The organism is Tenacibaculum sp. AWR4_210, assembly GCF_056160945.1.
In genome coordinates this window covers 209,787-234,305 of record NZ_JBSWYF010000001.1, presented here as the reverse complement: position 1 = coordinate 234,305, position 24,519 = coordinate 209,787, and the positions used below count along the sequence as shown (strand labels likewise).

The 24,519-nt window shown below is 35.5% G+C and carries 25 protein-coding genes; 6 read left to right on the top strand and 19 right to left on the bottom strand.

The genetic code is table 11. The features are described from left to right. Positions 1-33 precede the first annotated feature (33 nt). The 3 genes from ACXAG7_RS00980 to ACXAG7_RS00970 all read right to left on the bottom strand — a co-directional run bounded on the left by ACXAG7_RS00980 (position 34) and on the right by ACXAG7_RS00970 (position 2,474). On the bottom strand, positions 34-966 hold the full coding sequence (locus tag ACXAG7_RS00980; RefSeq protein WP_476665634.1) for an FHA domain-containing protein: 933 nt from the start codon (positions 964-966) through the stop codon (positions 34-36). A gap of 453 nt (positions 967-1,419) precedes the next feature. Continuing rightward, the gene (locus tag ACXAG7_RS00975; RefSeq protein WP_408043646.1) at positions 1,420-1,668 is read right to left on the bottom strand and encodes a hypothetical protein; all 249 of its coding nucleotides are present in this window, start codon (positions 1,666-1,668) and stop codon (positions 1,420-1,422) included. Positions 1,669-2,051: 383 nt separating this feature from the next. Then, complete coding sequence (locus ACXAG7_RS00970) at positions 2,052-2,474, bottom strand: OsmC family protein (RefSeq protein ID WP_476665633.1); 423 nt, start codon at positions 2,472-2,474, stop codon at positions 2,052-2,054. Positions 2,475-2,569: 95 nt separating this feature from the next. Between ACXAG7_RS00970 and ACXAG7_RS00965 the strand changes: the two genes are divergently transcribed. Further along, entirely contained in the window at positions 2,570-3,535 is a 966-nt protein-coding gene (locus ACXAG7_RS00965) for a LysR family transcriptional regulator (protein ID WP_476665632.1), read from the top strand. Positions 3,536-3,681: 146 nt separating this feature from the next. After that, complete coding sequence (locus tag ACXAG7_RS00960) at positions 3,682-4,146, top strand: hypothetical protein (RefSeq protein ID WP_476665631.1); 465 nt, start codon at positions 3,682-3,684, stop codon at positions 4,144-4,146. A 50-nt stretch (positions 4,147-4,196) separates the two neighbouring features. On the opposite strand, the gene ACXAG7_RS00955 is transcribed toward ACXAG7_RS00960, so the two are convergent. Next, complete coding sequence (locus tag ACXAG7_RS00955) at positions 4,197-5,579, bottom strand: RtcB family protein (protein WP_476665630.1); 1,383 nt, start codon at positions 5,577-5,579, stop codon at positions 4,197-4,199. Between the two features lie 139 nt (positions 5,580-5,718). Between ACXAG7_RS00955 and ACXAG7_RS00950 the strand changes: the two genes are divergently transcribed. Together ACXAG7_RS00950 and ACXAG7_RS00945 are read left to right on the top strand one after the other, a co-directional pair. Continuing rightward, entirely contained in the window at positions 5,719-6,333 is a 615-nt protein-coding gene (locus tag ACXAG7_RS00950) for an HD domain-containing protein (RefSeq protein ID WP_476665629.1), read from the top strand. Positions 6,334-6,336: 3 nt separating this feature from the next. Next, entirely contained in the window at positions 6,337-7,344 is a 1,008-nt protein-coding gene (locus ACXAG7_RS00945) for a helix-turn-helix transcriptional regulator (RefSeq protein WP_476665628.1), read from the top strand. Positions 7,345-7,756: 412 nt separating this feature from the next. Here the strand turns inward: ACXAG7_RS00945 and ACXAG7_RS00940 are convergent, their stop codons facing one another. The 8 genes from ACXAG7_RS00940 to ACXAG7_RS00905 all read right to left on the bottom strand — a co-directional run bounded on the left by ACXAG7_RS00940 (position 7,757) and on the right by ACXAG7_RS00905 (position 14,906). Beyond that, complete coding sequence (locus ACXAG7_RS00940; protein ID WP_408043638.1) at positions 7,757-8,545, bottom strand: HesA/MoeB/ThiF family protein; 789 nt, start codon at positions 8,543-8,545, stop codon at positions 7,757-7,759. Positions 8,546-8,691: 146 nt separating this feature from the next. After that, positions 8,692-10,881: a peptidase domain-containing ABC transporter gene (locus ACXAG7_RS00935; RefSeq protein ID WP_476665964.1), complete on the bottom strand. Its 2,190-nt coding sequence runs from the start codon at positions 10,879-10,881 to the stop codon at positions 8,692-8,694. Beyond that, a complete protein-coding gene (gwsS, locus tag ACXAG7_RS00930) occupies positions 10,877-11,965 on the bottom strand; it encodes a grasp-with-spasm system SPASM domain peptide maturase (protein WP_476665627.1) in 1,089 nt (362 codons plus the stop codon). The genes ACXAG7_RS00935 and gwsS overlap by 5 nt, the downstream gene beginning before the upstream one ends. A 141-nt stretch (positions 11,966-12,106) precedes the next feature. Beyond that, a complete protein-coding gene (gwsG, locus tag ACXAG7_RS00925; protein WP_476665626.1) occupies positions 12,107-13,096 on the bottom strand; it encodes a grasp-with-spasm system ATP-grasp peptide maturase in 990 nt (329 codons plus the stop codon). An 8-nt stretch (positions 13,097-13,104) separates the two neighbouring features. Next, the gene (locus ACXAG7_RS00920; protein ID WP_476665625.1) at positions 13,105-13,323 is read right to left on the bottom strand and encodes a hypothetical protein; all 219 of its coding nucleotides are present in this window, start codon (positions 13,321-13,323) and stop codon (positions 13,105-13,107) included. A 17-nt stretch (positions 13,324-13,340) separates the two neighbouring features. Beyond that, the gene (locus ACXAG7_RS00915) at positions 13,341-13,568 is read right to left on the bottom strand and encodes a hypothetical protein (RefSeq protein ID WP_476665624.1); all 228 of its coding nucleotides are present in this window, start codon (positions 13,566-13,568) and stop codon (positions 13,341-13,343) included. A gap of 8 nt (positions 13,569-13,576) precedes the next feature. Next, a complete protein-coding gene (locus tag ACXAG7_RS00910) occupies positions 13,577-14,503 on the bottom strand; it encodes a hypothetical protein (RefSeq protein WP_476665623.1) in 927 nt (308 codons plus the stop codon). Between the two features lie 250 nt (positions 14,504-14,753). Continuing rightward, positions 14,754-14,906 (bottom strand): hypothetical protein, encoded by a 153-nt coding sequence (locus ACXAG7_RS00905; protein ID WP_476665622.1) that lies wholly within the window; start codon positions 14,904-14,906, stop codon positions 14,754-14,756. 387 nt (positions 14,907-15,293) lie between these two features. Here ACXAG7_RS00905 and ACXAG7_RS00900 point away from each other — a divergent pair, with 387 nt between their 5' ends. Beyond that, positions 15,294-16,226, top strand: coding sequence for a WD40 repeat domain-containing protein (locus ACXAG7_RS00900; RefSeq protein ID WP_476665621.1), 933 nt, complete (start codon positions 15,294-15,296; stop codon positions 16,224-16,226). 13 nt (positions 16,227-16,239) lie between these two features. On the opposite strand, the gene ACXAG7_RS00895 is transcribed toward ACXAG7_RS00900, so the two are convergent. The 7 genes from ACXAG7_RS00895 to ACXAG7_RS00865 all read right to left on the bottom strand — a co-directional run bounded on the left by ACXAG7_RS00895 (position 16,240) and on the right by ACXAG7_RS00865 (position 23,321). After that, complete coding sequence (locus tag ACXAG7_RS00895) at positions 16,240-16,569, bottom strand: hypothetical protein (RefSeq protein ID WP_476665620.1); 330 nt, start codon at positions 16,567-16,569, stop codon at positions 16,240-16,242. A gap of 193 nt (positions 16,570-16,762) precedes the next feature. Further along, positions 16,763-17,464: a hypothetical protein gene (locus ACXAG7_RS00890; RefSeq protein ID WP_476665619.1), complete on the bottom strand. Its 702-nt coding sequence runs from the start codon at positions 17,462-17,464 to the stop codon at positions 16,763-16,765. Between the two features lie 118 nt (positions 17,465-17,582). Beyond that, entirely contained in the window at positions 17,583-18,515 is a 933-nt protein-coding gene (locus ACXAG7_RS00885; RefSeq protein WP_408043632.1) for a phosphotransferase, read from the bottom strand. Positions 18,516-18,517: 2 nt separating this feature from the next. Beyond that, complete coding sequence (thrC, locus tag ACXAG7_RS00880; RefSeq protein WP_476665618.1) at positions 18,518-19,966, bottom strand: threonine synthase; 1,449 nt, start codon at positions 19,964-19,966, stop codon at positions 18,518-18,520. Next, a complete protein-coding gene (locus ACXAG7_RS00875) occupies positions 19,960-20,913 on the bottom strand; it encodes a Rossmann-fold NAD(P)-binding domain-containing protein (RefSeq protein ID WP_476665617.1) in 954 nt (317 codons plus the stop codon). Before ACXAG7_RS00875 ends, thrC begins: the two co-directional genes overlap by 7 nt. Next, positions 20,891-21,859, bottom strand: coding sequence for a pyridoxal-phosphate dependent enzyme (locus ACXAG7_RS00870; protein WP_476665616.1), 969 nt, complete (start codon positions 21,857-21,859; stop codon positions 20,891-20,893). The genes ACXAG7_RS00875 and ACXAG7_RS00870 overlap by 23 nt, the downstream gene beginning before the upstream one ends. A 1-nt stretch (position 21,860) precedes the next feature. After that, complete coding sequence (locus ACXAG7_RS00865; protein WP_476665615.1) at positions 21,861-23,321, bottom strand: M28 family peptidase; 1,461 nt, start codon at positions 23,319-23,321, stop codon at positions 21,861-21,863. A 294-nt stretch (positions 23,322-23,615) separates the two neighbouring features. Between ACXAG7_RS00865 and ACXAG7_RS00860 the strand changes: the two genes are divergently transcribed. Next, entirely contained in the window at positions 23,616-24,515 is a 900-nt protein-coding gene (locus ACXAG7_RS00860) for an EamA family transporter (RefSeq protein ID WP_476665614.1), read from the top strand. Positions 24,516-24,519 lie beyond the last annotated feature (4 nt).

Sequence of the window (24,519 nt, the reverse complement as noted above, 5' to 3'; positions counted from 1 at the left end):
AGGTTAAATTAGTGAGCGTAGTAAAGTCTGAGCTTATGCCAAGGCTCTTTCTTTGTTGATTTCAAACTTAGACAGTCCGAATCGCAGTTGTCCTTTTTTACGTTCTATGATGTTAGCGAATAAAAAACCATAGGGCTTTAGTTTCATCAAAAATTTTCTCAAGCGATGAATCAAGGTATTGATATAATAAGCATCCACTTCTTTGAGCAATTCTTTACTCATGGCTTTGTTCAAATCATCCATGTATACCCATCCACAAGAAGTATCAGTTACTCCAAAACTCAAATCCTTTTGTTTTTCTCGTATTAAATACAATAACAAGTGGTTAAATACACGATTTCCTAAATCCAGTTCTAAATCATTGATGGCAATTTTTGAGATGATTTGTTCTTCGTCAAAACTCAAAAACAATTTGAAGCATGCATTTTTTGTAATATCGGCCGTTAAAAGCGTATTTTCCATGGCCTCGTTTATAGTAAAGGTGAACTTTTTACCGTTTAACGTATAAGCAATTCCTTCTTCCAGAACAACTTCTTCACTACCGTTATCCAATACCCACAACTGCTCTAGGTTTTTAAAAACCGCATAGGTTTGTGCTCCTAATTCCAAGAGTTCTCCATCGGGGTGAATCCAAAGGGTCGAGCTTCCATCAAGTTCTTTAAAATAGCATTGTGGCGCATCTAAATTGCTTATGGTCCAAACATCATTGGACTTCGAAGAAAACTGAATTTCGTCGTTCATCTTTAGCGTATAGGTCGCTCTGTGCAGCAACTTACCATTTACTTTAGTACCATTGCTACTCAAGTCTGTCAATTGCCAATGATTATTTTCCCAAAAAATGATTGCGTGCTTTCTTGAAATATCACTTTGTGTAAATACACTCGTATTGTTTTTATCTCTTCCAATGGTGTGTTGACTGTGAAGTACAACCACCCTATTGAGTTGTTGATTTTGAACTAGCGCCATGTGGGGGACGTTTTAAAAGATTGGTTATTAACCAAATATAATAAAAAAGAAAATCTTTTGGAAATACTAACTGAACGAATTTGATTGAAAATTTCAAAAAAAATGAGCTTCGTAAAACGAAGCTCAAAATAGGGAGGACTCTAAATACTTGACAAGTTATATTATTTACTGTTTGGGTTTTACTTACTTTCTTTTAATTTTATCCAAAAGTAGCGAGAAAGCATTACTTGAATCTTGAATATTCGTTAAATGGTAGTAAGCACTCGGTCAATATCAAAATTTCGTAGAGGAACAACTTTTGTAGCGTACTGATGATGCTATTCTCAATAGGCATCAAAATAAAAAATACATAATGTCCTAATTTCACAGCTTTTTAGAAAAAAATAAGGTTCGTATTTAACAAATTGCCCCAGTATAGGATTGCCAGCATAGGTATCCCTAGAAATGAATCATTTAGGAATCCTGATTGTGTAATTTTAATTTATTTTTTAATTGCCAATCATAGTATTCTTCTGGAAACAGTAATTCACCAAGTAACACCAATTCCTCAACAGTAAAGCTATTGTCTTTTAATTTTCTGTAAAAGGTAGGCTTGGAAATGTGTAATCGTTGAATAAAATATTTCGTTTTGTAATTGGAGTTTTTAACTAGTTCTGGAACATCATTGACAAAGGTTTCGAAGCTCTTAATTAATTGTATCATAATAATTTGTTTTTATAGCACAATAAAAAGGTAAAACGTTTTTTAATAAGGAAAATGATGTTTGGAAAGGCATTGCTTGTTTACGGAATAAACGGGAATATCAACGTTGCAAACGATAAACTACTACCTTAATTTTTTTCATAAATTCTCAAAATCTGAATGGTATAACGTCTTATTTTCATCTTTCATAAAGTTAAATTATCGTTCTTTTCAAGTCTCTGATACATTGCTATTAGGGAGCAACCATATTGCCTTTATCCGGTGTTCAATAACTATACGTGTACTGATTTAATTAACTGAAAAACCTGTAAATAGTTAAAAAAATATACCCCAATCAGGTTGCTAGTTCCTTTTTAGGGTAATTTTGTATTCGTCATAAATATTTAAGCGGTAACATAGGTAATTTCAAGTTCAATCAGAGTGCTTAACAGTTTTGATACTGGGCATATTTCCTTCGCTTTTTGTGCGAGCTCTCTAAAATCCTTTTCTGACATTCCAGGCACTTCCCCGTTGAGGTACAAGGTGATGCGCGTAATGCTTCCGTCTTCAAAGTAGACCTTAGCCCTAGTAGTTAACTCTTTGGGCGTCCTTCCTGTTTCCGTGATTAAAAAGCTTAATTGCATGGCAAAGCAGCCAGCATGAGCCGCCCCAATAAGCTCTTCCGGGTTCGTCCCCTTTTCATCTTTAAAACGCGTATGAAAAGAGTAGGCCGTATTGTTGAGTACTGCACTCTGTGTTGAAAGTACTCCAGTTCCTTCCATCCCAGTTCCTTTCCATGTTGCTGTAGCTTGTCTTGTAAATTTCATATGTATAAATTTTAATTGTTATTGCGGTAAAAGTAGCGGTAGCAGCACATATAAATCAAATTAATAATTTTTATCTTTGATTAAAATTATTTATCATGACACTTCAGCAACTTAGGTATATCGTCGCTTTGGATGACGAACGGCACTTTGGACGAGCAGCCGAGCGTTGTGCAGTTTCGCAACCCGGATTAACCATACAGCTAAAAAAATTAGAAGAAGCCATAGGAATCCAAATATTTAATCGTAGTACTACTCCCCTCTCACCAACAGGTAAAGGAAAAGAAATCATTGATAAAGCTCGTGTTATTTTAGAGGATGTAGATGCCATTCGCAATTTTATTGTCGATAGTAAGAACGAACTCGCAGGGACCTTAAAACTAGGGATTGTCAGCACTTTGGCTCCTTATTTGATTCCTTTAATCATGGAACCACTGCGCACAGCACTCCCAGCAATTCGCTTTGAAATTGTAGAAAAATCTACTGTCGATTTAATAAATTCCTTACAACAAGGAACCTTAGACATCGCCTTAATGGCAACTCCTACCGGACGAGATCGCTTACGTGAATTCCCTGTGTTTTACGAAGAGTTCATAGGGTATTTTCATCCTACATTAAAACCCTCAGCAACAAACATTCAGGTCGACATGTTGGATTTAGAGAATTTGTTATTATTACAAGAAGAGTATTGTTATAATTCTCAGTTGTTAGCTATTTGTGATCTGAAAAGTCCGGTAACACAAGAGCGATCTTTTCACTTTGGAGTCAGTTCCATCACTACCTTAAAAAACTTGGTAAGAGCTAAAGCAGGCTTTGCCTTTATACCTAGTTTGGCTACCATTCATGAGACCAATGATGCTTATCTACTTCGGTTTCCAGAACCGCGTCCGGTGAGAGAAATTAGTTTGGTTGTTTCTAAAAATTTTACCAAAACAGCTGCTCTTGAAAAAATGAAAGAGAGTATTTGGAACGCCTTACCTCCCTCTTTGCGCCAAGGAACGACCTTCACGAAAATTCGCTGGGATGATGCCCCTTATTTTAGACAAAAAACAAAAGAACTATGAGTTTTATTAGGCTGAAAATGTTGCCATTTGTAGGGGTTTTAGGTATAGGTATTAGGGGAATTATCGACGGCAAGCATAGGGCTTTACCGTATTTTTTAATAGCGGTATTTCACGTATTTTGGTAGTATCCAATTAATACCGCTCTTATGAAACCGATATACTACCTTTGTCTCATAATGATAAGTTTGTGCTTGTATTCATGTACTACAAATAATGATTTTGAGCTGCTGCAAAATAGAGAATTGACCACACGTGATTTTTTTCAAAAAATTACAGAAAAGGAGGTTCAAATAAACACAGAACACGTGTATTATATTTCGTATCACTTCGATTCCGTTACCCAAAAAATACGATTATTAGAGTTTGAAGAAAAAGCTCCTGATTTTTTTCTGTTGGAAAGTCAGGAAGAGGTCGCTGCTAGGCACCGTGATGATTCTTATGAAATTTACCTAAACATTTCGGGTACTATACGTGGATCCATAGGGAAAACCTGCAATGGAAAGTGGTCTTGTGCGGATGTAATCAATGATTTTCTTAAAAACAATTCAAATCTACGCTTCCGTGGAACATTGGTGTACGCACCTCAAAACCGTTCGTTTTACCTTATGTAAGTCCCCCAAATTATAAAGAAGTTTTACCTGTGTAAAACTTCTTTAGTTGTCTAGCTCTTCTTTCTTCGTTTACGATTCCCAGGAGCGTTATTTTGTATGGCTCCGGCCATAATACATCCGTAAGGCAGTACCTCGTCAATAACTTCTCCTAATCCAAATTCTTCCATTTGTCTACGTACGGTGTCGGCATTTTTGTAGGCCGAAGGAAGTTCTGTTATATCAATTTCACCCGAATAGAAACGAACGTCCAAACCGGCGGTTTCTTCTTGAAAGATTGCCTCCATAGATCGACCTTCTTTGCTCTTACGGTGTGCCGTTCTACTGATGTTGCGTCCAGCTCCATGAGGGGCAAAACCAAGATTGGATGCCGTAGTTTCTCCTTGGACTATAAGAACTGGTTCACTCATATTTAGTGGAATCAATCGCGGTCCAGAAACATCCGGCATAAATTGAGCAGCCAAAGGAGTAGCCCCTTTTGCGTGGTAAAATAAATCTTCCTGTTTAAAAACAAAATTATGTTCATTCCAATACCTATCGCATTGTTGAATTCCAAGTTTTTCCAAGGTGGCATCGTGCAATACTTCGTGATTCAATTTAGTCCACTTCCTAATTATTTGTAAGGCCTCCCAATATCGAGTACCCTCTTCTGTATCAAAAGGAATCCATGCATTTTGTTTCAGCGTATCAGGAGACAATTCTTTTCTAAATCGTTCGGCAAGACGCATTCCTTGTTTGTACAGTCCTGCACCAAATCCTCTACTTCCGTGATGTGTGACCATCATCGTATTTCCAGTTTTCTTAGAGGTACCTACAAATAAAAAATGATTCCCATCGCCTTGGGTACCTAATTGAGCACGCGCTGCAGCAATACTTTTTTTGGAGTTTAGATAGAAATTTCCTTCGATTTCTTGAAGTAAGTTTGCCGGAAGCCTAAATTGATCTTCTCGCGACCTTCCTCCATATCCAAAATGAGTAATGCTATGGGCGGCATCCAATACTTCTTTGGGAGCTACCTTACCAAAATCTGTAAGCATTACAGAGCAACAAATATCGGCACTGTGCATTCCAGGGTGAATCGCATTTTTCGCAACGGCCACCCCTCCCACAGGAATAATTCCTTTCGGTCCTGTTGGACAAGAATCTGGCATCACTCCTCCATTCACGAGCGTAGGCGTTTTCATCAATTCTTTCATGCTTTCCAGGACGCTTGCCACATTTTCTTCTTCCAACACGGTTTCTGCACGAATATTTACCTTAAAATCAGGAGGGCTTTCATGCAATTTTATAGTTTCTTTAGGTCTAAATTGTTCTAAATACTGAAGGCGTTCCCTTTCATTCAAATGATTCGTGTTGATGTACTCAACGGCCTCAGGTATCCATTTTCCTGACTTAAATCCCATTGCTATAAGTTGTTTAGCGGTTATCTTTTCCATTTTTTTAAAAATTTTAATTTTCTAATAAATTAACAAAATTGGTTATATTTTATTTTTGAGATTACAAATTTGAAGTAGTTCTGCGCATTCTTTTTGCGTATTCGAAAATTTTTTCCATTTTTACCGAAAACCTATTAGCATGGATTTAGAACATCGATTTAATCAATTGGCCAAAGAATATACACAAGATTCTAGGCAGGTTAAAGTTTTGTGGGATGAACTATACAACGCTCATCACGAGTCACACAGAACTTACCACAATATGCGTCATCTACAAGAATTATTTCGATATGTAGATCAATACAAGCATCAACTAGCAAGCGTAGAGGCTGTTTCTTTTGCTGTTTTTTATCACGATAGTGTCTATAAGTTAACCTCTAAAAAAAATGAAGAACTCAGTGCTAAGTTGGCAAAAAAAGCACTTACCAAAATAAACGTTCCGAAGCACTTAATTAGCTTGGTAACCGAAATGATCCTAGCGACCAAGAAACACGAAGGATCAGGCCATGATATACCGTATTTTATCGATTTTGATTTGGCCATACTAGGACAATCGGAAGCCATCTATGATAGCTATGTTGAAAAACTTCGCGAAGAATACGAATGGGTACCACAAGTACTCTTTAATAGAAATAGAAAGGCGGTATTACAGCGTTTTTTAGACAGATCTTTTTTGTATCAAACAGCTGAATTTAGAAACGAATTTGAAGTACAGGCACGTGCTAACATCGCACATGAATTAAAAAATTTATAGTGCTTGGCATCTAATAAAAATGCACTGATTCGATACAAGGTTATCGATCAGTGCTTGCGCAATTCATTCCGCCGTTGGACACTTAATGATTTGATTGACGCCTGTTCAGAAGCTTTGTTCGAGTACGAAGGGAAAGATGTTTTTGTCAGTAAAAGAACGGTCCAGCTTGACATTCAGCACATGCGCAGTGATAAATTGGGGTACGAAGCTCCTATAGAAGTATACGACCGTAAGTATTATAGATATACTGATCCTAATTACAGTATCAAAAATATTCCCATTCGCGAAGGAGATATTGCAGTAATTCAAGAAGCGATTACCGTTTTAAAAGAATTTAAAGATTTTTCGTTGTTTGAGGAAATGAATGGTGTTATACAACGCTTGGAAGATTCTGTATTTTCAAACACGAATAATCAGCGCAGGATAATACATCTCGATAAAAACGAATTATTGAGAGGTCTGGAGTTTATTGATCCGCTGTATAGAGCGATCAAAGATAAAAAGGCAGTCGATATTACCTATCAATCTTTTAAGGCAACTGCTGCCAATGTCTTGACCATCCATCCGCAATTGTTAAAAGAATTTAATAATCGTTGGTTTGTATTAGCTTATCGGAAAAACAATATGGCTACTTTTGCACTCGACAGAATTCAATGTATTTCCAATTCGGTTCAAACGGATTATATCGATTGTGAAATTGACGGAGATACTTATTACGAGCACGTCGTTGGTGTCACCGTGGCTAATTCAGAAGTCCAAGATATCGAGTTTTGGGTAGATAAAAAAAACACCCCTTACGTTCTTACAAAACCCTTACATAAATCACAGCAACTACTTCGAACAACTGCTGACGGGAGTTATTTTAGCATGGCAGTTATTCCAAATAGAGAATTAGAACGCCTGCTCCTTGGCTTTGGTCACTCATTACTAGTAACAAAACCCCAAAAATTAAGAGATCGATTGTTCGATCATATAAAGCGAAGTACAGCTGCTTACGAAGCATTACCCTAGCTGCGATGGTACAAATGTACATCGATACAACAAGGCCTCTTGTGAGTGCAACCCGTTACAGCACTGCCTTATTTTTTAACATTAATATCCCGACGTATATTAGATATATAATAAACAAATAGATAAAAAAGTTTAAACCAATAAATAACAAGGTCTCCAGCTCCATAATCACTGTTTTTTCATCTATGTTTAAGAATAAGAGTACTGCGTTGACCTTTCCAGGACAACACAATAAAATGATACCGAATATCGTACATACGCCTCCTATAACTCTTTTTACCATATAAGAGTATAAGCGATATTTCAAGGTTTTGATAAAAAATTAGTTTATCCGAGCTGTAAATTCGTTAAAATACCAACAATTGTCTTTGAGCGGAAGCAAAAAAAGCACTTCATTGAAGTGCTTTTTTAGTTATCTGGTTGAAATGAAATAAGGTTCTGGATAAGTTTTTACGGGTAATTTTGTGACCCAACTAAAAACGATATTAGCAGTTAAGGCCGCGGCCAAATTTGAGCCAACTACCAGTTGTGGTGGGCTTATTTGATTGGATACAGCTTTGTAATCTTCTATTATTTGATAAAACCAAGACAATTCTATGTCGTTGCGTTTTTCTAAATACGCAAGCATTTTTTCAATTAAAACGAACTCAAAACGGTCTTCCTGCTCTTCCACTTGAAAAATTTGATCACTATCGGGTGTCACCAGAAAAGCTCCTGCCGCCCAACCAAAATTTAACGGATGTATTACTGGAATTCCTAGTTCCTTACAAACTTGATCAAAGACAAAAGGGGTATCCATCACATCAAAGTCAATAGCATTAATAGCGATATCACTACCCTTTAGATATTGCTTTACCGTATCCGGTTCTAGAAAAACATTATGGAATTCAATATTTACATTGGTATTAATTGATTTCAGTCGCTCACTAATGGCAGCCACTTTGGAACTCCCTACCTGTGCTTCGGTATAATTTTGTCGGTTTAGATTAGAGGCGTCTACTGTATCTCCATCGATAAAGACAAAATTTTCAAAACCAAGGCGAAGCAAGGACTCTGCAAGTACACTACCAAGACCAACCCCTCCAAAAACAATCTTTACCTTCTTTAATACATCCTGTTCTTCTGGTCGTATGTATAGTACGTTTTTGTGATACCTTGGCTCCTCGTGCATGAGCTCGAGTTTCTTTTTTTCTTCTATCATTTATTTTATACGTTTGGTGTTTGTGGTAAGATACTATTTTTTGAGAAAAATAGGCGATTATTCCCTCGTGCAATTAACATTGACTACTCAAATAGAAAATTGTTGTACCTAGCTCTAAATTATCTAAATGATTATTTTCTGGGATACTATTTCCCTAATTCAAGTTGGTTTTTTACTAAATGATAATAATTCTTTTTGTTTTTAATAAGTCTCTCATGATTTCCAACTTCAACTATTTTTCCTTTGTCCAAGACTACAATTTGATGTGCGCTTTTTACAGTACTTAATCTATGCGCAATTACTATCACAGTCTTATTCTTAAAAAAAATACTCAATTTTTCCATTATAGTTTTTTCATTATTGGCATCTAATGAAGAAGTAGCTTCATCGAAAAACAAAAAATTAGGGTTTTTATATACTGCTCTAGCAATAAGTATACGTTGTTTTTGACCAGTACTTAAACCAACTCCTTCCATTCCTATTTTGGTGTTATATGAAAGTGGTAGGCTTTCTATAAACTCTTTAATATTCGCGACATCAACAGCATGAGCCAATTTTTCTTTATCAATATAATCATCACAAACAGCAATGTTGTTAGCAATGGTGTCATTAAAAACATACCCCTCTTGCATAACAACTCCGCACTCTTCTCTCCATTTTTTTTGAGAAATATTATCTAAATTGTAATTTCCTAATTTTATGATCCCTTCATTTGGGATGTAAAATTTTAAAAGTAGTTTTATTAAAGTAGTTTTACCACTTCCACTTACTCCAACAATTGCAGTAACTTTATTAGCGGGAATATCCAAACTTAGGTTCTTAAGTACCATTTGTTTAGAGCCAATATATCTAAATGATAAATTAGTAATCGTAAAGTCAGCATTGATGTCAATATCTTTTATTCTTTCGTTTTCTAAAGGCTCTTCATCTTCCTTATTGTGAATTTCAGAGAGTCTTTCTAAGGAAATTTTAGCATCTTGAACCTCTCGAATAAAATTAATAAGTTGAGCTATAGGAGAATTTAACTGACCTACTATATAAATAATAGCCAACATCATACCTAGGGTAATTTCTCCATTAATTACATATTTTGCCGACAAAACTGTAATTAAAATATTTTTTAACTCATTAATAAAACCAGAGCCAACACTTTGATATTGTTCTAAAGTCAATGCTTCAATAGAAACTTTAAATATTCGTGCTTGTACAAATTCCCATGACCATCGTTTTTTCTTTTCTGCATTATGTAGCTTGATTTCTTGCATTCCATTAATTAACTCAATAACTTTACTTTGTTCCTGACTTACTTCTGAAAAACGCTTATAATCTAAATCTCTTCTTTTCTTTAAAAAAATAACATTCCACAAGAAATAACAAAAACTTCCTATTGAAAAAATGCTGAAAATAGTGAGATTATAGTATATTAACACCAAACTAAATACTACTAAATTCACTAACGAGAATAAAACATTTAACGATGAACTTGTAAGTATGCGTTTTATTCGCTTATGGTCATTTATGCGTTGTAAAATGTCTTCTGTAATTCGGGTATCAAAAAAAGCAATGGGGAGGTTCATTAGTTTGATAAAGAAATCTGAAATGAGAGAAATATTGATACGTGTACCTAAATGCAATAATATCCAACTTCGAATGACTTCAATAGCAGTTCTACATATAAATAAGACAAGCTGTGCGAATAAAACAAGATAAATGAAATGAATATCCTGATTTTTAATCCCGACATCAACAATACTCTGTGTAAAAAATGGAAAAATAAGTTGTAATAAACTAGCTACAAGTAAACCTATGATTAATTGCCAAAGAAAATTCTGATACTTTAAAACATATTGTGATAAAAATTTGAACCCAAAACTTGATGAATCAATGTCTAAATTTGTATTAAAAAATTGAGGGGTAGGCTCTAAAAGTAAAGCTATTCCTTTGTTGGTATTTTCATCTGTATTATTTCCTATCCAATGTTTTAAAAATTCCTTACGATTGTATTTTAGTAAACCATGCCCCGGATCTGAAACATAAAATTCATTCTTTTTTATTTGATATAAAACAACATAATGATTTTGGTTCCAATACAAAATACAAGGTAAAGGTGCTTCTAGTAACCTCTCTAAGGGTATTTTAACACCTAAACTACGTAATCCAAGCTTTTCCGACGCCTCACTCAATGCTAAAAGGCTACTTCCAGACCTTGTAGTTTCGCTTAAACTTCTAAGTTTTTCTATTGAGAGGTTATTATTGTAATATTTGGCTACAATTTTTAAACATGTGGGGCCACAATCTTTTGTGTCTGCTTGTTTATAAAATGGAAATTTTCTAATCATTTTTAGCTACTAATTCTTGCATTCCGTAGTATTCAATAGCTTTCTTTTTTAATGGGTTCATACTCCATTCTTCCCACTTATTAGTTTGTGGACTATACCCACACTTCAGTGGTTTAGAGTACTTATTATTTGGTTCTTCCAGATATGCTCTACAATCAGTACATACAAACCTAAATTCACAATTTTTACAAACATCAATTTCATCTTTTGTTATACTCCAATATTTTTTAAAGTCTTCATGCTCTAATGCTTCTCGTAATGAAGTGTTTTCAATGTTACCAAAACTCTGCGGCATAGATGGGCAGTTTTTTATGTTGCCGTTAACATCTATAGAAATTTTCCCATTTAGACATGAATTATAAGATTTAGATTCAAATAATTGATTCTCATTCAAAGAAAAATTATCTGTTTTTACAACCCCGCAAAACCTTCTATTAGAAATTTTCTGCTTTGCAAATTTTACTACTCCTCCATTTCTAAAAACTTTCTCCTTTTCAAAAGGAGAAGAATGAACAATAAATTCACCTATTCTAAGATTTCTTTGACAAAAAAGGACTATTTGTTCAAAATCAATTCCTTCCATATACTTTATCAAAAACTGTATGTTAATCAAATAACTAAGATCTTCTAATCGATTTAATATTTCATGTAATTTGTATTTATTGAAAGAATCAATGTATGAAATGAATTGAACAGAATTACACTTCAATTCATTTAATTTAGCAAAAATACTATCGAGACACTTCATATTTTTAGCCGACAATTCGATGATTGAATTAGATATTTCACCTGGAAAATGGTAAGCATCATCTAAACTATCCATTAATAGCGTATCATTATATGAACCGATAAAGGCATATTCTTTTTCTAACAAAAATTGAATGTATTCTTCAACTATACTTTTATGCTTGGCATATTGCGATAGAATACTTGTCATTGATTTTTTATTACTAAAAATCAAAAAATCATATAAATCATTGGGAATAAACTGTATTTCTCTCCGTTGTAAGTCTTGAATTAAAGACCTGTTCTTTCCTTTCACCAGAATACAATTAGGGAAAGATATTAGGTATTTATTCATTAGAATTTGTAAAATTTAAAAAAATTTTGATATTGGCTTGTGAAAAAAAACTATTCTAAATCTTTTTGTACCATACTTTTCATTAATTATTATTTTATAACTAGGAGTAGCATCAGTTTTTTTACAATTTTAGTCTTAAAATCATTCATTATCAGACAATTTAATTAAGTCTTTTGCTATAGTTTTCTCTAAATTATAATTACATGGATACGAAACCATTCCAAACTGACCAATTGGATTAATTTCTAAAAAAACAAATTTATTATCTTTTGTAACCAAAATATCTATTGAACAAGTATCTAGCTCAAGTTTAAATAATAACTTTTTGAGCTTATCCGCATAACTACTGGGTAATTTTATAGGAACCCTTCTATTAGGTTTTTGTACATTATAATTTCTAAAGTCAACTCTTGTCTTATCATCATTTTGAGAAAATATACCCATTGAATAAAACCTATTATTCCATAAAAAAGACCTAATTTCATATTTCTTTTCGATATATTCTTGAAAAAATGAATTATCAAACTTAGAACTATACTCGGAATCAATATCCTCTATAAGTTTGGTATAAAAAAAATAGGATTCTTGGGTGTTTTTATTTCGATAATTAAAATGATTAAAGGTTTTCTGTACTATTTTTTCATTCTTTAACGCGAACCGTATCAGGTCTTTTTTTGAGTTACAAACTATCCATTTGGGAACCTCAATATCTAATTCTTCTGCTAATAAAAGAGTATAAATTTTGGATATAGAGGATTTAAAAGGATTTGCTATAGTTTTACAATTACTTAATATCCAAAAATATGAAGATTCTAAAATACTTTCTTTTTCTAAATTTTTAAATATCCCGAGCTGTAAGTCAAAATCATCTACATGTTTATTTACATCCACCAAATGAACCTTTTTCCCAGGAGTTCTACGAAACCACACTAAATCAGATTTTCTAATTTCATTAACACCAAAACTTGTTCGTAATATTAAAGTTTTAGAGTTAATGCTGACAATTTTAAAATTAGCATCATCAACATTAATTCTAATAACTGATTCATGTTGAAAATAATTCAACCAGCCAATTATATCAGAAGTTGTGTGATCAGATTCTTGACTGAATATAACTATTTTTTTTCTCATTTTTTAAACTAAACAGGGTCGCATTTGATAGTAACTTCATTACTAGAAATATACTTACCGTTATCATCAGAAACTTCTATATATTGATCGCATCCCGTTCGAGTATAAGTGTCTTCATAACACTCCTTCCAAGTATCACTTGGAACAATCCCTCCTACTATTCTGTTCATAGAAATAACTTCAATAGAATTTACTCCTTCTTGTAAAAATTCATTTAAACTTTTCATATTTACTTTATTTTAAGTTAACATTTATCCAAATAAATTCTACCTGTTCCTGACCCATCAATTAACTCAACCCAACAACCTATTAAGTTACCATCATCATCATAATCATCACCGTAAATAAAATGATCTCCATCAACAACTTCTTCTTCAAATACAGTACAATTTGTATCAAGAGAGGCTCCATTAACCTTACTCAAGGCATTAATCTCCAACTTACAATCTTTAAAACTTTCAATTGATTTCATAATTTAATTTAGTTAAACATACTTTTCAATCTTTTTACTATTGGACTATTTTCTCCATATTTTTTTGACAATCTCCATATCCCCATTTTTAACCTAGGAAGACCAATTTTAATCCTTCTCTTATCTACTTCCAAAATTTCCTGCTTCGTTAACTCTCTTTCTACCTTGTAAGTGTAAAACAACTGCTCCCGTTTGTTATCTATCAAATATTTATCGTAAACAGTAGCATAATCAATGGGGTCACATGTTCCTTTTTTCACAAATTTAAACAGCATAGGTAAAATGTACTGAGTTTTTAAAGAGTCTTTTACATGCAACAAAACAGTGGTTATTTTATAACCCGATGGGGCATAACTTGAATTTAATCCAATCTTTCTATAACTAGGATAACCGAAGAATTCAAACATTGAAACTACACTTTTAAAATTTCTAGAATCAATAGAATCCTGTTTCTTAAAGTTATCTTGATAAATGGCATATGAAGTTCTATATAATTGATCCAACCTTTTTAGCTCTAGAATTTCCTTCTTTATAACTGGACTTGAGCTCTTTAAAAAAGTTTTATAGTACCAATCTACATCTATATTTTTATCTATTGAAAAAACTTTTGACAATATTTTATCAGAACTTAATTGAGTTTTTGAATACCCAAAAACTTCAATCAAGACTTTTACATTTTCCACAAACTTCTTCTCCTTACCCAACAAAAAACAGAGTTTAGTATATGTTTCAAACTCATTATAACCATTAGTTTGGAGAGGTTTACACTCAGAAAAAGTGTTTTTTAGTAATTTGTATGATTTTGTATAATTCTTCTCCAAAAATAGGCTATCCGCTCTAAAAATTCTTCGATAATAATTTGAAGACAAGTAATCAATCCTAGTATTTTGAGACACCAAAACATTCACAAATAATATGAAGAATAGCAATTTCATTAACATTTATTTTTTTTGTTTACTTTATATATTTTGCCTGAACGTATCTTTTTTCCATAAATAATACTTCCATCTTGTCTCATTCTTGGTGGAAACTCTTTTCGACCATTTATATGCCAAAAAATATAAGCTTTTTCATATTCTGATATTCGCCTATTTTTATATTCCGAAGTGATTAATTCTCTAATCTCTTGTCTATATTTTTTTGGAGAATGCACAAAAATAAAATAAGCAGAGGCTCTTATAGCTTTTAACCTATCCTTACTAGGGAATCCATAACATCAGTATATTTTACCTTACAACCTTCATCATTCACCCATTCTTCATGAGAAAACTTAGGACGTCCTCCAAATAATTTTTCGCTAACTGTTTTTTTTATTTCAAATTTTTTTAAACTATCCATAATTAAATATTTATTTTATACCTACTCTATTAAGGTTTTTCAGTTTCCACCTATTGTTGCAACAACAAATATCATTTTAACACTAAAAAAGCTTTAATGTTTATTATTTAAAATGAAGGTGTTTATAAAAATAGATAGGGGCTAGCAATAATCCTGTAGTAAACTCTTTTTCAATGACTAATGTAATGATTTGTTTTTAAAAATCAAAAACACTTTTCAATTTAATAGTTTTTAGCACAAAAGAAGATAAACAATTCCATTAACCATACTCAAAGCATTAATCACCAACTAATAATCTTTCAATGATTTCATAATTTAAATTATTTAGTTAAGCATATTTTTCATTCTTTTTACAAACAGCAAGATTCAGCTATCCCGTGTAAAATTATGCAGCCGACACAGGGAACACTTATCGTCTTCGATCATCATCTATGGCATAGTGGAGATTCAGTAATCCAAGGGATGAAATTTGTCCTAAGAACGGATTTACTGGTAGATGACAACTCGGAGTATCCATTTCACCGAGGGTATATCTGGACCTTACTGCAAATGAACGGGAATATTATAAGTGCTGGCAGAGATGGGATGATTAAAATGTGGAACAGACAACTTACACGTATTTCAGCATTTAAAGCACATACACTTTCCGTAGTAGTATTACGTGCTGTTGGCCCCGAGGAATACCTGTCCTGTTCGAGAGATTTTACCATCAAAAAATGGCATAGTTCAGGAAAATTACTAGCGAGTCTAGCATTAGATGAAATGATTATTTCTGCCAGACGCTTCAATAATCAATACGTCTTAGGAGGTACTCGAGGGACACTTTATTTTACAAATACTGAGTTGATCTTAAAAGATTCCATTCAACTTCATCGTTCTTGGATTTGGGCATTATTCTCAGTCAAAAACCATCTGCTTACCTGCGGTGGAGATGGAATGCTCAAAAAAGTTCAGCCCGATAAAAAGCGAACGTCGGTGCTCGTTCACTGGAAAGAGGCTTTGTGTTGTATAAACCTGCATCGGAATTCCCTCGTTTTAGGTACGGACAAAGGTAGCTTACTGCTGCTCAGAAAAAACTATCAAGTCAAACGCGTTTATAAGCTGCATACAAGAAGAATAACAGCAATACTTCCGTATAAGGACGGAGTGTTGAGTGCCAGTGAAGACGGAGCTGTTAGCTACTTGGATTTAAAAAACAATAAGAGCTCCATTTTGATTCGTCAGGAGCACTTTATTCAAGCTATCAGTATTCTAGATAACCAACTCTACATTGCAGGATACGAAGGTGTTATTAGCCAACTAAATCTGACGGCAAGCTAACAAATTGCTTAGCTTAGATAATTTCTTTTGATGACAGCAAAGCAGGTAGTAAAATAGGTCCTAACAGAGCAACAACAGCAACCACTTGTTTACCCGGAAAATAAGGAATAAAGCTCATGACGAGAATAAAGAGTCCACTTAATAAAAACAAGGAACTATACTGCTTTACCACAAATGCTTTCCGCAGGTACACTAACCCGATAACGACATACATCAATGAGTTAATGAACATGGATATTTCCCAAGAAAAATTGAAAATCCAATGCAAAATTTTGGCTGCGATAATTCCTCCTACAATCAGCAAGAAAGAATACCCTATACACCTGCGTAAGAATAAAATCATTTTTTTCTTTTTAAGATACAAAAAAGAACAGTTATTAGCCAATTGTAAGGGTAAATCAGGTGGTTTTCCTGATAATAACAACGGTAGCAACTCATAACATATACAAACAAAAAATAAGCGAGAGGGTCCCTACTCAGGAATCTCCTCTCGCTTCTTAATACAAGCTCCGCGCTCTACTACTAGTGATTTTAACTTAAAACCTTTCCCTTCTTTCTCTTCTATCGTCGCGTAATTCACTAATATCTTCGCGTTGCTCTCTTCTGTCTTCTATCAATTCGCGTTTGGTGGCTTTCAAATCGGCCTCCATGGTTCTAAGAAAATCTTTTACAATCTCCATGCCCTCAAGTCGATCTCGTTTAATGCGCACGGATAAAGACTGAAACTTTGCAAACAATCGTTCTTGCTTCAACAATCGTTTTCTTAGGTTTCGAACGTCAGCCTTATCGTCGCGTACATCTCTTCGATCATCTCTGCTATCTCGTCTGTCTCTGGCGATATCGCGATAATCATCAGCCGTGCCTCTAAACTGTCGTAAGTTTCGAGCCTGCTCTCTTGTATTACTACGGACTTCGCGTTTGCTTGAGCTCACTTCTCTCACTGCTCTTGCCAACTTGGTTTTGAGTTGTGCAATCTCGAGTTCCATACTGGCCTCAACGCCCCCTTTTAGTTGTAAGGCATTAAAGTATTTTGAAGCTTCCCAAGTTCTTTTAAGTTTTTTTATTTTACTTCTAAAGGCTTTAATTTCGTTTTTATCGCGTTTCAACTCCTTCACCCCTATCTTGATCTCTCGCTTGTTTTGGGCCATTTCTCTTCGGTTTTGCCCTTGAACATTCATCGTAACAAATAAACCTACGACAGTGATAATTCCAGTTGTTATTTTTACAAATCCTTTCATAATCTTCTGGTTTTGTGTTCTGTTTTCTTAGACCTTTATAGTTTGAAAAAGTTTTATTTTTTTCAAAAAAAAAAGAGTAGCAAATTGCTACTCTCTGTTAATTAACGAGTTGTTACTCCTAAAAAAGTTTCAAAAAATCTTCATCGTTCATGGTTTGTATACTTTTTGCGAGATTAAAGAGAATTTGATAACTCTCTTTAAAATTTTCATCTGGTCGGGTAAACCTATAATTTTGATGACGCCAAAAACCCATGGCACCCGCAGCATAAACTGTGTAATCCTTTAATGCTCGTTTGTCATTGTCGTCCAATGGTGCACTACTTTGATAACCTTCAAGTATTATTGCAACCTTGGCCAAATCCAATACGTTATCCAAAACACAACACCCTATCAAGGCCATTCCTATATCAAAAACTCGATGGTAATAACAGGCTTCTTCAAAATCCATCAATACGACATTTCCATTGGGAACTACCACCACATTATTGAAAAATAAATCAGAATGAATCAATGATTTACTCAATCCTTCATAAGTGCTTAGTTTTGATTTTAGGGCCAATAACCATGCGTAAAACGGACTTTCTGGTTCGTATGTTGCAATTTGATCAAAAAAACGCAAACCATAAGCAGGGCTGTCCGGTAAGTACGAAGGTGCAATAATGCTGTGAAGTTTAGCCAATTCACTACCGATGGCACGTAATTCTGTGTCGCTAAAATCTTGTACGATGGTTCCCTGCACATACTCCTTTAAGAGTACTGGTTTATTTTGGTAAAAAGCCAATAGTTTATGGTCTTTATTTCGTACTAGTACAGAAGTATCAAAGGAGTTTGCTTTGAGGTATTCAAGTAACAATGCCAGTTTTACACTGTCTTCACAAGATTTTTGTTCACAAATAGTTAAAACGTACTGTCTTGAATTAACGGTAATCTTGTAATTGCTATTTTCAAACCCTCCACTTAGCGCTACAAATTCGCACGGTCCGTCAATACCGTACTGAGTTGTTAAGATTTCTCGGATAGTCTCTTTAGACATATGAGTGTATATCGCCATGCTTAGGATTGTTTTTGAGTATAGTTTTCTTCCATAAAAGCCATTAAGGCTTTTTGTGCGTATGCTAGGTCACAATGAAGTTTTTTTTCACAGGCTTCAGCAGCCTTTTCAATAGAAAAATGTGTCGCCCCTTCAGGCAATACCTCAGTTGTAAGCGCTTCTTTTACGATTTCAGGAAACTTAGCAGGATGAGCCGTAGCCAAGCAAAGCGTTGTTAGAGAAGCATCCACTCGATCGGCATTTTTTGCTGCGTGTAGCGCTACGGCAGCGTGTGGATCTAACAAGTAGGCCTCATTTTCAAAAACCTGCTTCATTTCTGCCAATGTTTCATTATCAGAAACGCTGTATGAACTGAATCCCTCTCGCAATATACGATGGTGTTCTCGTTTAAAACGCACAGAACCTACGGTGTCAAAAACCTGTTTGTATTCTTTGATTGCGTTGGTGTCCCCTTTGAGTTTAAAGTAAAGATATCTCCAGAAATTCATCGGGATAAGGATGTCGATAGCTGATGCCGGTGTTGAGACAATGGGTTCTAAAGAAAAAATACCCTCCTCAAAAATGCGGTGTAAACAGGCATTTTGATTGTTCGCCGCTACAAAGGTCTTAATCGGTAAGCCCATTTCCCTTGCCAAACTTCCTGCCCCCAAATTACCAAATCCTCCTGATGGTGTAGCAATATTGATAGGAGTGCCTATTTCTTCAACGAGCTGTAAATAGCCGTAAAAATAATGAACGGTCTGCATCATAACACGTCCCCAGTTAATGGAATTGACACTTGAAATGTTGAGCTTAGCTTTAAATGCTGGGTCTGCGTACATTTTCGCAATAATCGCATCTAAATCATCCCCTCCTTGGGTACAATTGGCTACGCTTACCGGATAAACATTAGACGCCACTAAGGTGGTAATTTGTCGTTCCTGCTCGGGAGTGATTTTCCCTTCTGGATACAACACCCAAACATCTAAATGCTTTTTACCTGCCGTATAGAAAGCTGCCGCAGGTCCAGTATCACCGGTGGTAGCAACGACAAGCGATAAATGTTCATTGCGCTTAGCCAGAAAATAATCGACAAGATTCACCAAAAATGCCATCCCTATATCTTTAAAGGAAATGGTGGGTCCGTGAAACAACTCCATGATATAAGTATCTTTTCGTGATGCTAATTTTGTAATGGGGATTATCTCTTCGACGTAAAAATCGGCATAGGCTTGAGCCAGTAAACCTTTTAAATCTTCAGCGGGAACGGCAGTTCTTGGAATAAACAATGATAATATTTCGAAGGCCAGCTCCTTATAAGAAAGTCCCTTCCACGATGCTAATTGAGCGCTGTCAATTTTTGGTAATTGTTCTGGAACATACAGGCCTCCATCACTGGCATACCCATTTAATATAGCGGTTTCAAAATCTACAGCTTCTCCACCTCCTGTGGTACTTACATAATTTAGCATTTTGTTGAGGTTTTATAGTGATGATATACTGCTTTTGCTATCATAATATCCTGAACAGCGACTCCGGTTAAATCGACCACCGTGATATCAGACTCTTTTCTTGTTATTCCTGTCTGAATTGCCTTTCCTAACTCTACAACCCTAGAAACCTCTAGGGTGCCCGCTTGTGTTGCTTTAAAAATTTCACCACGGCTTTTGCTTTGGTTCAGGCTGTCAGCAATGACAAGAGAAGCTTTGATAAATACTCCTGCTTCTAATTCCTGTTTGTGAGGAGTATCAGAACCTACAGCTGTAATATGTGTCCCTGGCTGAATGGCAGCTGCCGGTATTAAAGGAACTTCAGCTGGTGTACAGGTTACAATCAAATTTGATTTTTTCGCCAATTCATCAGGTGATTTCGCGATAATAGGAGTCCATTCCGTACCTAAAGAGGCAGCGAATGCAGCTGTTTTTTCCTGATTTCGGCCCCACAGATATACATTGCGACAGGAGCTAACAGATTTTAACATTTCCAGTTGCCATTTTGCCTGAATTCCAGTTCCTACAATCCCTATGGCTTGTACCTGCTCAGGCGCAAAATATTTCGCAGCAAGTGCTCCTGCTGCTGCTGTTCTCAGGTCTGTTAAGTAGCCTTCATCTAATAAAACTGCTTTCGGTACTCCTGTTTTTTGATCAAATAACAACATTAATCCCTGGCTTGAAGCCAAACCTAGTGAGGGATTATCGTAAAATCCTGAGGCAATTTTCACCACGTAGTAATCGTCATTTTTGATATATCCATATTTGATATGCGCATCCCCTTTGGGCTCGTCGAATAGTAACTCCCCTACCGGTGGAACAACTGTTTGTTCATTACTATAGGCAATAAAACCTTCTTCCATGGCCTGAACCAAATCGAGGTTCTCTGTGATTTCCTTTATCTTTTCAAGATTGATAACACTTGTCATTAGTCTGTAATATTTTAAGTAATAAATTTGAATCTATTTTCTTCCCTGTGAGTACTAACACTACTTTTTTTCCCGACACTTCAGTGTCTTTAAGCAATGCTGCTACGGTAAGTGCCGCTGTTGGCTCCGTAATAAGTTGATGTTCCTCAATGAGCAAGCGAACGGCACAACTAATTTCTCGTTCACTTAATAACTGGATCCTCGCTAAATGAGCACTGCAGATATCATAGGTAATGGCATCTTTAATTATTCCTCCCGCAGCAGCATCCGCGATGGTTAAAGCTGCAGAAGGAGCTACAATTTTATTGGCGTTAATAGAATCGTACATCTCAGATGCATTTTGAGGTTGACAACCGACAACCGCAGTGGTCGTGTCTTTAAAGTACAAGCATAACCCCGCTGCTAATCCACCACCTCCTATAGGTGTGTAAACCGTATCTACAGCTCCCAGCTGAGCTTCGATTTCACAACCTAAGGTTGCTTGTCCCTTAATAATATTAATATCGTTGTAAGGATGTATCAGTATTCCTTGGTGCTCTTTTGCATATTGAAAGGCTTGTTCTTCCGCTTCTACACTATTCTTACCAAAGAGTTCTATGCGAACGCGACTACTCTTTAATGCCTTGAGTTTCGCCTTTGTAATGGTCTCTGGTAAAAATAACACTCCTCTAAATTGAAGTATCTCAGCGGCATAGATAAAGGCAGCTGCATGATTCCCTGTAGAAGATGCCACCAAGGTTTTCGCCAACTCACTCGGAGTCAAACTTCGGAGTTTTGAAAACATGCCTCTAATTTTAAACGACCCTGTTCGCTGTTGCAATTCTAATTTTAAATACACTTCAGCCCCAGAAATATCACTTAACACCTGTGAATATAGCAATGGTGTGGTATAAATACTTCCTTGTAAATCAAGGTGCTTTTGTTGTATTTCTTCTCTCACATTCATTTTACAAAGGATTTAACTGATCAATAGCAACTAAGGTACGGGCTATTAAAGCTACTACATTTTTGTAATACACTGGATGTGTATTTTGAATATCATCTGTTGGTTGATGATAGTCTGCATGATCTTCTTCACTAAAAGTTAAACTGGGGATTCCCACAGCGAAAAAAGGTCCATTGTCTGATGATTGCATCCAATAATCTTTCGTTTGGTCGTTTGGATCATCGTGCCCAAATGAAACCTTTAATTCGGTAAAATTCTTAGAGATTTCTTCTAGAATAGGTCGATATTTTGGATACTGATGAGTTCCTACTACATAAATTTCATTCTGATCATTTCTACTTATCATGTCAAAATTAAGCATCAAATTCAGTTGATTTTCAGCTACTGGAGGGTGTTTAACAAAGTGTTTAGAGCCCCACAAACCCAGTTCTTCGGCGTCAAAAGCAGCGAATATGATGCTGTGTTCTGGTGGATTTTTACTAAAAAAGCTTGCCAATTCCAATACTGCAGCGGTTCCTGAAGCATTGTCATCCGCCCCGTTGTAGATGGTGTCACCTACAATTCCCATATGATCGTAATGCGCTCCAACAACGATGTACGATGAGGGATACTTGGTGCCTTGTATAGTCCCTAATATATTCTTTCCCGACTGTTTTTTCCCTGTTCGTTCGTCTTCAAAAGAAAACTCCTGGGTCGCTACCTGTAAACCTAAACCTCTAAAGTGATTTTCAATGAGATCTTGTGCTAATTTATTCGCTCCTGTACCTCTACCCGCATAGGCATCTGAGGCCAATACTTTTTGCAAGTCCAATAGGCTATTCCATGATAACTCAGGAGTCACGACCTTGTATTCGTGAATTTCAACAGGAGTCATCCAATGAATACTGTCGGCGGGAGCTGCTTCTAAAGTATACCAATAAAAGCGACTGGGAATTTGCATTTCTTTGTAATAAGCTAAGTACTTTTTGTGCTCTTCAGCGTCTTTAGGATAATCGGTAGCAACCTTTTCCATTCCTGCCCACGAATGGACTCCCAAGCGCGCTGTAGGATGTATTGCTCTCTCAGTACCAGCTAAAAACATGTCGGTCCCACCTGAAGCCACCCAGCCATCTTTTGGGATATAGGTGTTTACATCTCTATTCCTCAATACTCTTGAGGCCAGTAAATTGATTTCATCGTCAATTGAACCGGGCACTTCTTCCATCACTAAGGTCGTAACTTCCGGATGTTTGTTGAGTACTGCTTTTAAATCTTCCAGAGTATTGCTGTAAATAACACCCTTCATCCACAGGCTATCTTTTGCTTCATTTTTGAAATAGAACGTCGCTACCTGTGAGCCTTCGCGTTGTAAAGCCCATTTTTGTGTAAACGGAAACAAAAAGAGCACTTGAGGAAATACATATACCAAAATTCCTACTAAAACGACCAACGCAATACCTAATCTTACCAAAATTTTTTTCATTTTATACATTTTAATTAAACACTAAAAATCTCGGGTAAAGGCATAAAAAAACTCCGTACACCAATTACCACGAGGTAATTAAGGTATACGGAGTTTTCCGTAGGCAATTCAATGTATTTCCAATTTCTTCCTTAATGTTAAAATACACTGAGCAGTCGAAACTGCTAAAAATTGCGTCCGTCACAAATATACACTTTTTTGCTGCCTAGCAAACCCTTTTAACTAAATTTTAAGTAGTGTTATAATCCGTGTTTTTTTGAGCACATGTTCACCTGAAAGTGTATCTTCGCGGCCATGTGGATGTATTTAGGACTTTTGGCCGCTCTATTTTTAGGCCTACACAATTTATGTAAAAAACACGCGGTTAAAGGAAATGAGGTGTTTCCAGTGCTATTTGGTACTACCCTAGCTGGACTACTTTGGGTAAGTCCGCTTTTTGTAACTAGCAAAATTGCTCCAGAAATTTTAGAGCCATACGGATTACAGATAAGCGAATTACCTTTGAAAACGCATGGTTTGATAGCCATTAAATCACTTATCATGATGTCATCATGGATTTTAGCCTATCAAGCCTTAAAACACCTGCCAATTACGATTGTTACCCCCATACGATCAGCGGGGCCATTTTTTACCTTTATAGGAGCGATACTCATCTATAACGAACAGCCTACTGCACTGCAGTGGCTAGGATTTTTTATGATTATTGGTTCGGTTATTGGCTATTCACAAATAGGAAAAAAAGAAGGCATCAATTTTACCAGAAATAAATGGATTTTTGCCATCATCGGGGCCACGTTTTTAGGTGCTAGTAGTGGATTGTACGACAAGTTTTTGATACAACAATTACAGTTAAATCCTCCTACCCTACAATTTTGGTTTTGCACGTATACTACCCTATTTCTTTTAATTGTATTGGCCTTTACCTGGTTTCCTTATCAAGAGAAGCGAGCAGCTTTTACGTTTCGATGGACCATTCCTGCCGTGGGAATATTATTGCAAACTGCAGATTATTTTTACTTTAAAGCACTACAAGACCCTGAAGCCTTAATTATGTTACTCTCAGCCATTAAAAGAAGTCAAATACTCATTGCCGTGGTCATTGGTGGTTTGCTATTTAAAGAGCAAAACAAGCGTAAAAAACTACTGCCATTAGCAGGAATTACCTTAGGGGTATTTTTAATTTTATATTCATAGCAAT

Bases quoted from the DNA above. Each gene is read 5' to 3' on its own strand.
- ACXAG7_RS00980 (WP_476665634.1), bottom strand. From the start codon at position 966: ATGGCGCTAGTTCAAAATCAACAACTCAATAGGGTGGTTGTACTTCAC.
- ACXAG7_RS00975 (WP_408043646.1), bottom strand. From the start codon at position 1,668: ATGATACAATTAATTAAGAGCTTCGAAACCTTTGTCAATGATGTTCCA.
- ACXAG7_RS00970 (WP_476665633.1), bottom strand. From the start codon at position 2,474: ATGAAATTTACAAGACAAGCTACAGCAACATGGAAAGGAACTGGGATG.
- ACXAG7_RS00965 (WP_476665632.1), top strand. From the start codon at position 2,570: ATGACACTTCAGCAACTTAGGTATATCGTCGCTTTGGATGACGAACGG.
- ACXAG7_RS00960 (WP_476665631.1), top strand. From the start codon at position 3,682: ATGAAACCGATATACTACCTTTGTCTCATAATGATAAGTTTGTGCTTG.
- ACXAG7_RS00955 (WP_476665630.1), bottom strand. From the start codon at position 5,579: ATGGAAAAGATAACCGCTAAACAACTTATAGCAATGGGATTTAAGTCA.
- ACXAG7_RS00950 (WP_476665629.1), top strand. From the start codon at position 5,719: ATGGATTTAGAACATCGATTTAATCAATTGGCCAAAGAATATACACAA.
- ACXAG7_RS00940 (WP_408043638.1), bottom strand. From the start codon at position 8,545: ATGATAGAAGAAAAAAAGAAACTCGAGCTCATGCACGAGGAGCCAAGG.
- gwsS (WP_476665627.1), bottom strand. From the start codon at position 11,965: ATGAATAAATACCTAATATCTTTCCCTAATTGTATTCTGGTGAAAGGA.
- gwsG (WP_476665626.1), bottom strand. From the start codon at position 13,096: ATGAGAAAAAAAATAGTTATATTCAGTCAAGAATCTGATCACACAACT.
- ACXAG7_RS00920 (WP_476665625.1), bottom strand. From the start codon at position 13,323: ATGAAAAGTTTAAATGAATTTTTACAAGAAGGAGTAAATTCTATTGAA.
- ACXAG7_RS00915 (WP_476665624.1), bottom strand. From the start codon at position 13,568: ATGAAATCAATTGAAAGTTTTAAAGATTGTAAGTTGGAGATTAATGCC.
- ACXAG7_RS00910 (WP_476665623.1), bottom strand. From the start codon at position 14,503: ATGAAATTGCTATTCTTCATATTATTTGTGAATGTTTTGGTGTCTCAA.
- ACXAG7_RS00905 (WP_476665622.1), bottom strand. From the start codon at position 14,906: ATGGATAGTTTAAAAAAATTTGAAATAAAAAAAACAGTTAGCGAAAAA.
- ACXAG7_RS00900 (WP_476665621.1), top strand. From the start codon at position 15,294: ATGCAGCCGACACAGGGAACACTTATCGTCTTCGATCATCATCTATGG.
- ACXAG7_RS00895 (WP_476665620.1), bottom strand. From the start codon at position 16,569: ATGATTTTATTCTTACGCAGGTGTATAGGGTATTCTTTCTTGCTGATT.
- ACXAG7_RS00890 (WP_476665619.1), bottom strand. From the start codon at position 17,464: ATGAAAGGATTTGTAAAAATAACAACTGGAATTATCACTGTCGTAGGT.
- ACXAG7_RS00885 (WP_408043632.1), bottom strand. From the start codon at position 18,515: ATGGCGATATACACTCATATGTCTAAAGAGACTATCCGAGAAATCTTA.
- thrC (WP_476665618.1), bottom strand. From the start codon at position 19,966: ATGCTAAATTATGTAAGTACCACAGGAGGTGGAGAAGCTGTAGATTTT.
- ACXAG7_RS00875 (WP_476665617.1), bottom strand. From the start codon at position 20,913: ATGACAAGTGTTATCAATCTTGAAAAGATAAAGGAAATCACAGAGAAC.
- ACXAG7_RS00870 (WP_476665616.1), bottom strand. From the start codon at position 21,859: ATGAATGTGAGAGAAGAAATACAACAAAAGCACCTTGATTTACAAGGA.
- ACXAG7_RS00865 (WP_476665615.1), bottom strand. From the start codon at position 23,321: ATGAAAAAAATTTTGGTAAGATTAGGTATTGCGTTGGTCGTTTTAGTA.
- ACXAG7_RS00860 (WP_476665614.1), top strand. From the start codon at position 23,616: ATGTGGATGTATTTAGGACTTTTGGCCGCTCTATTTTTAGGCCTACAC.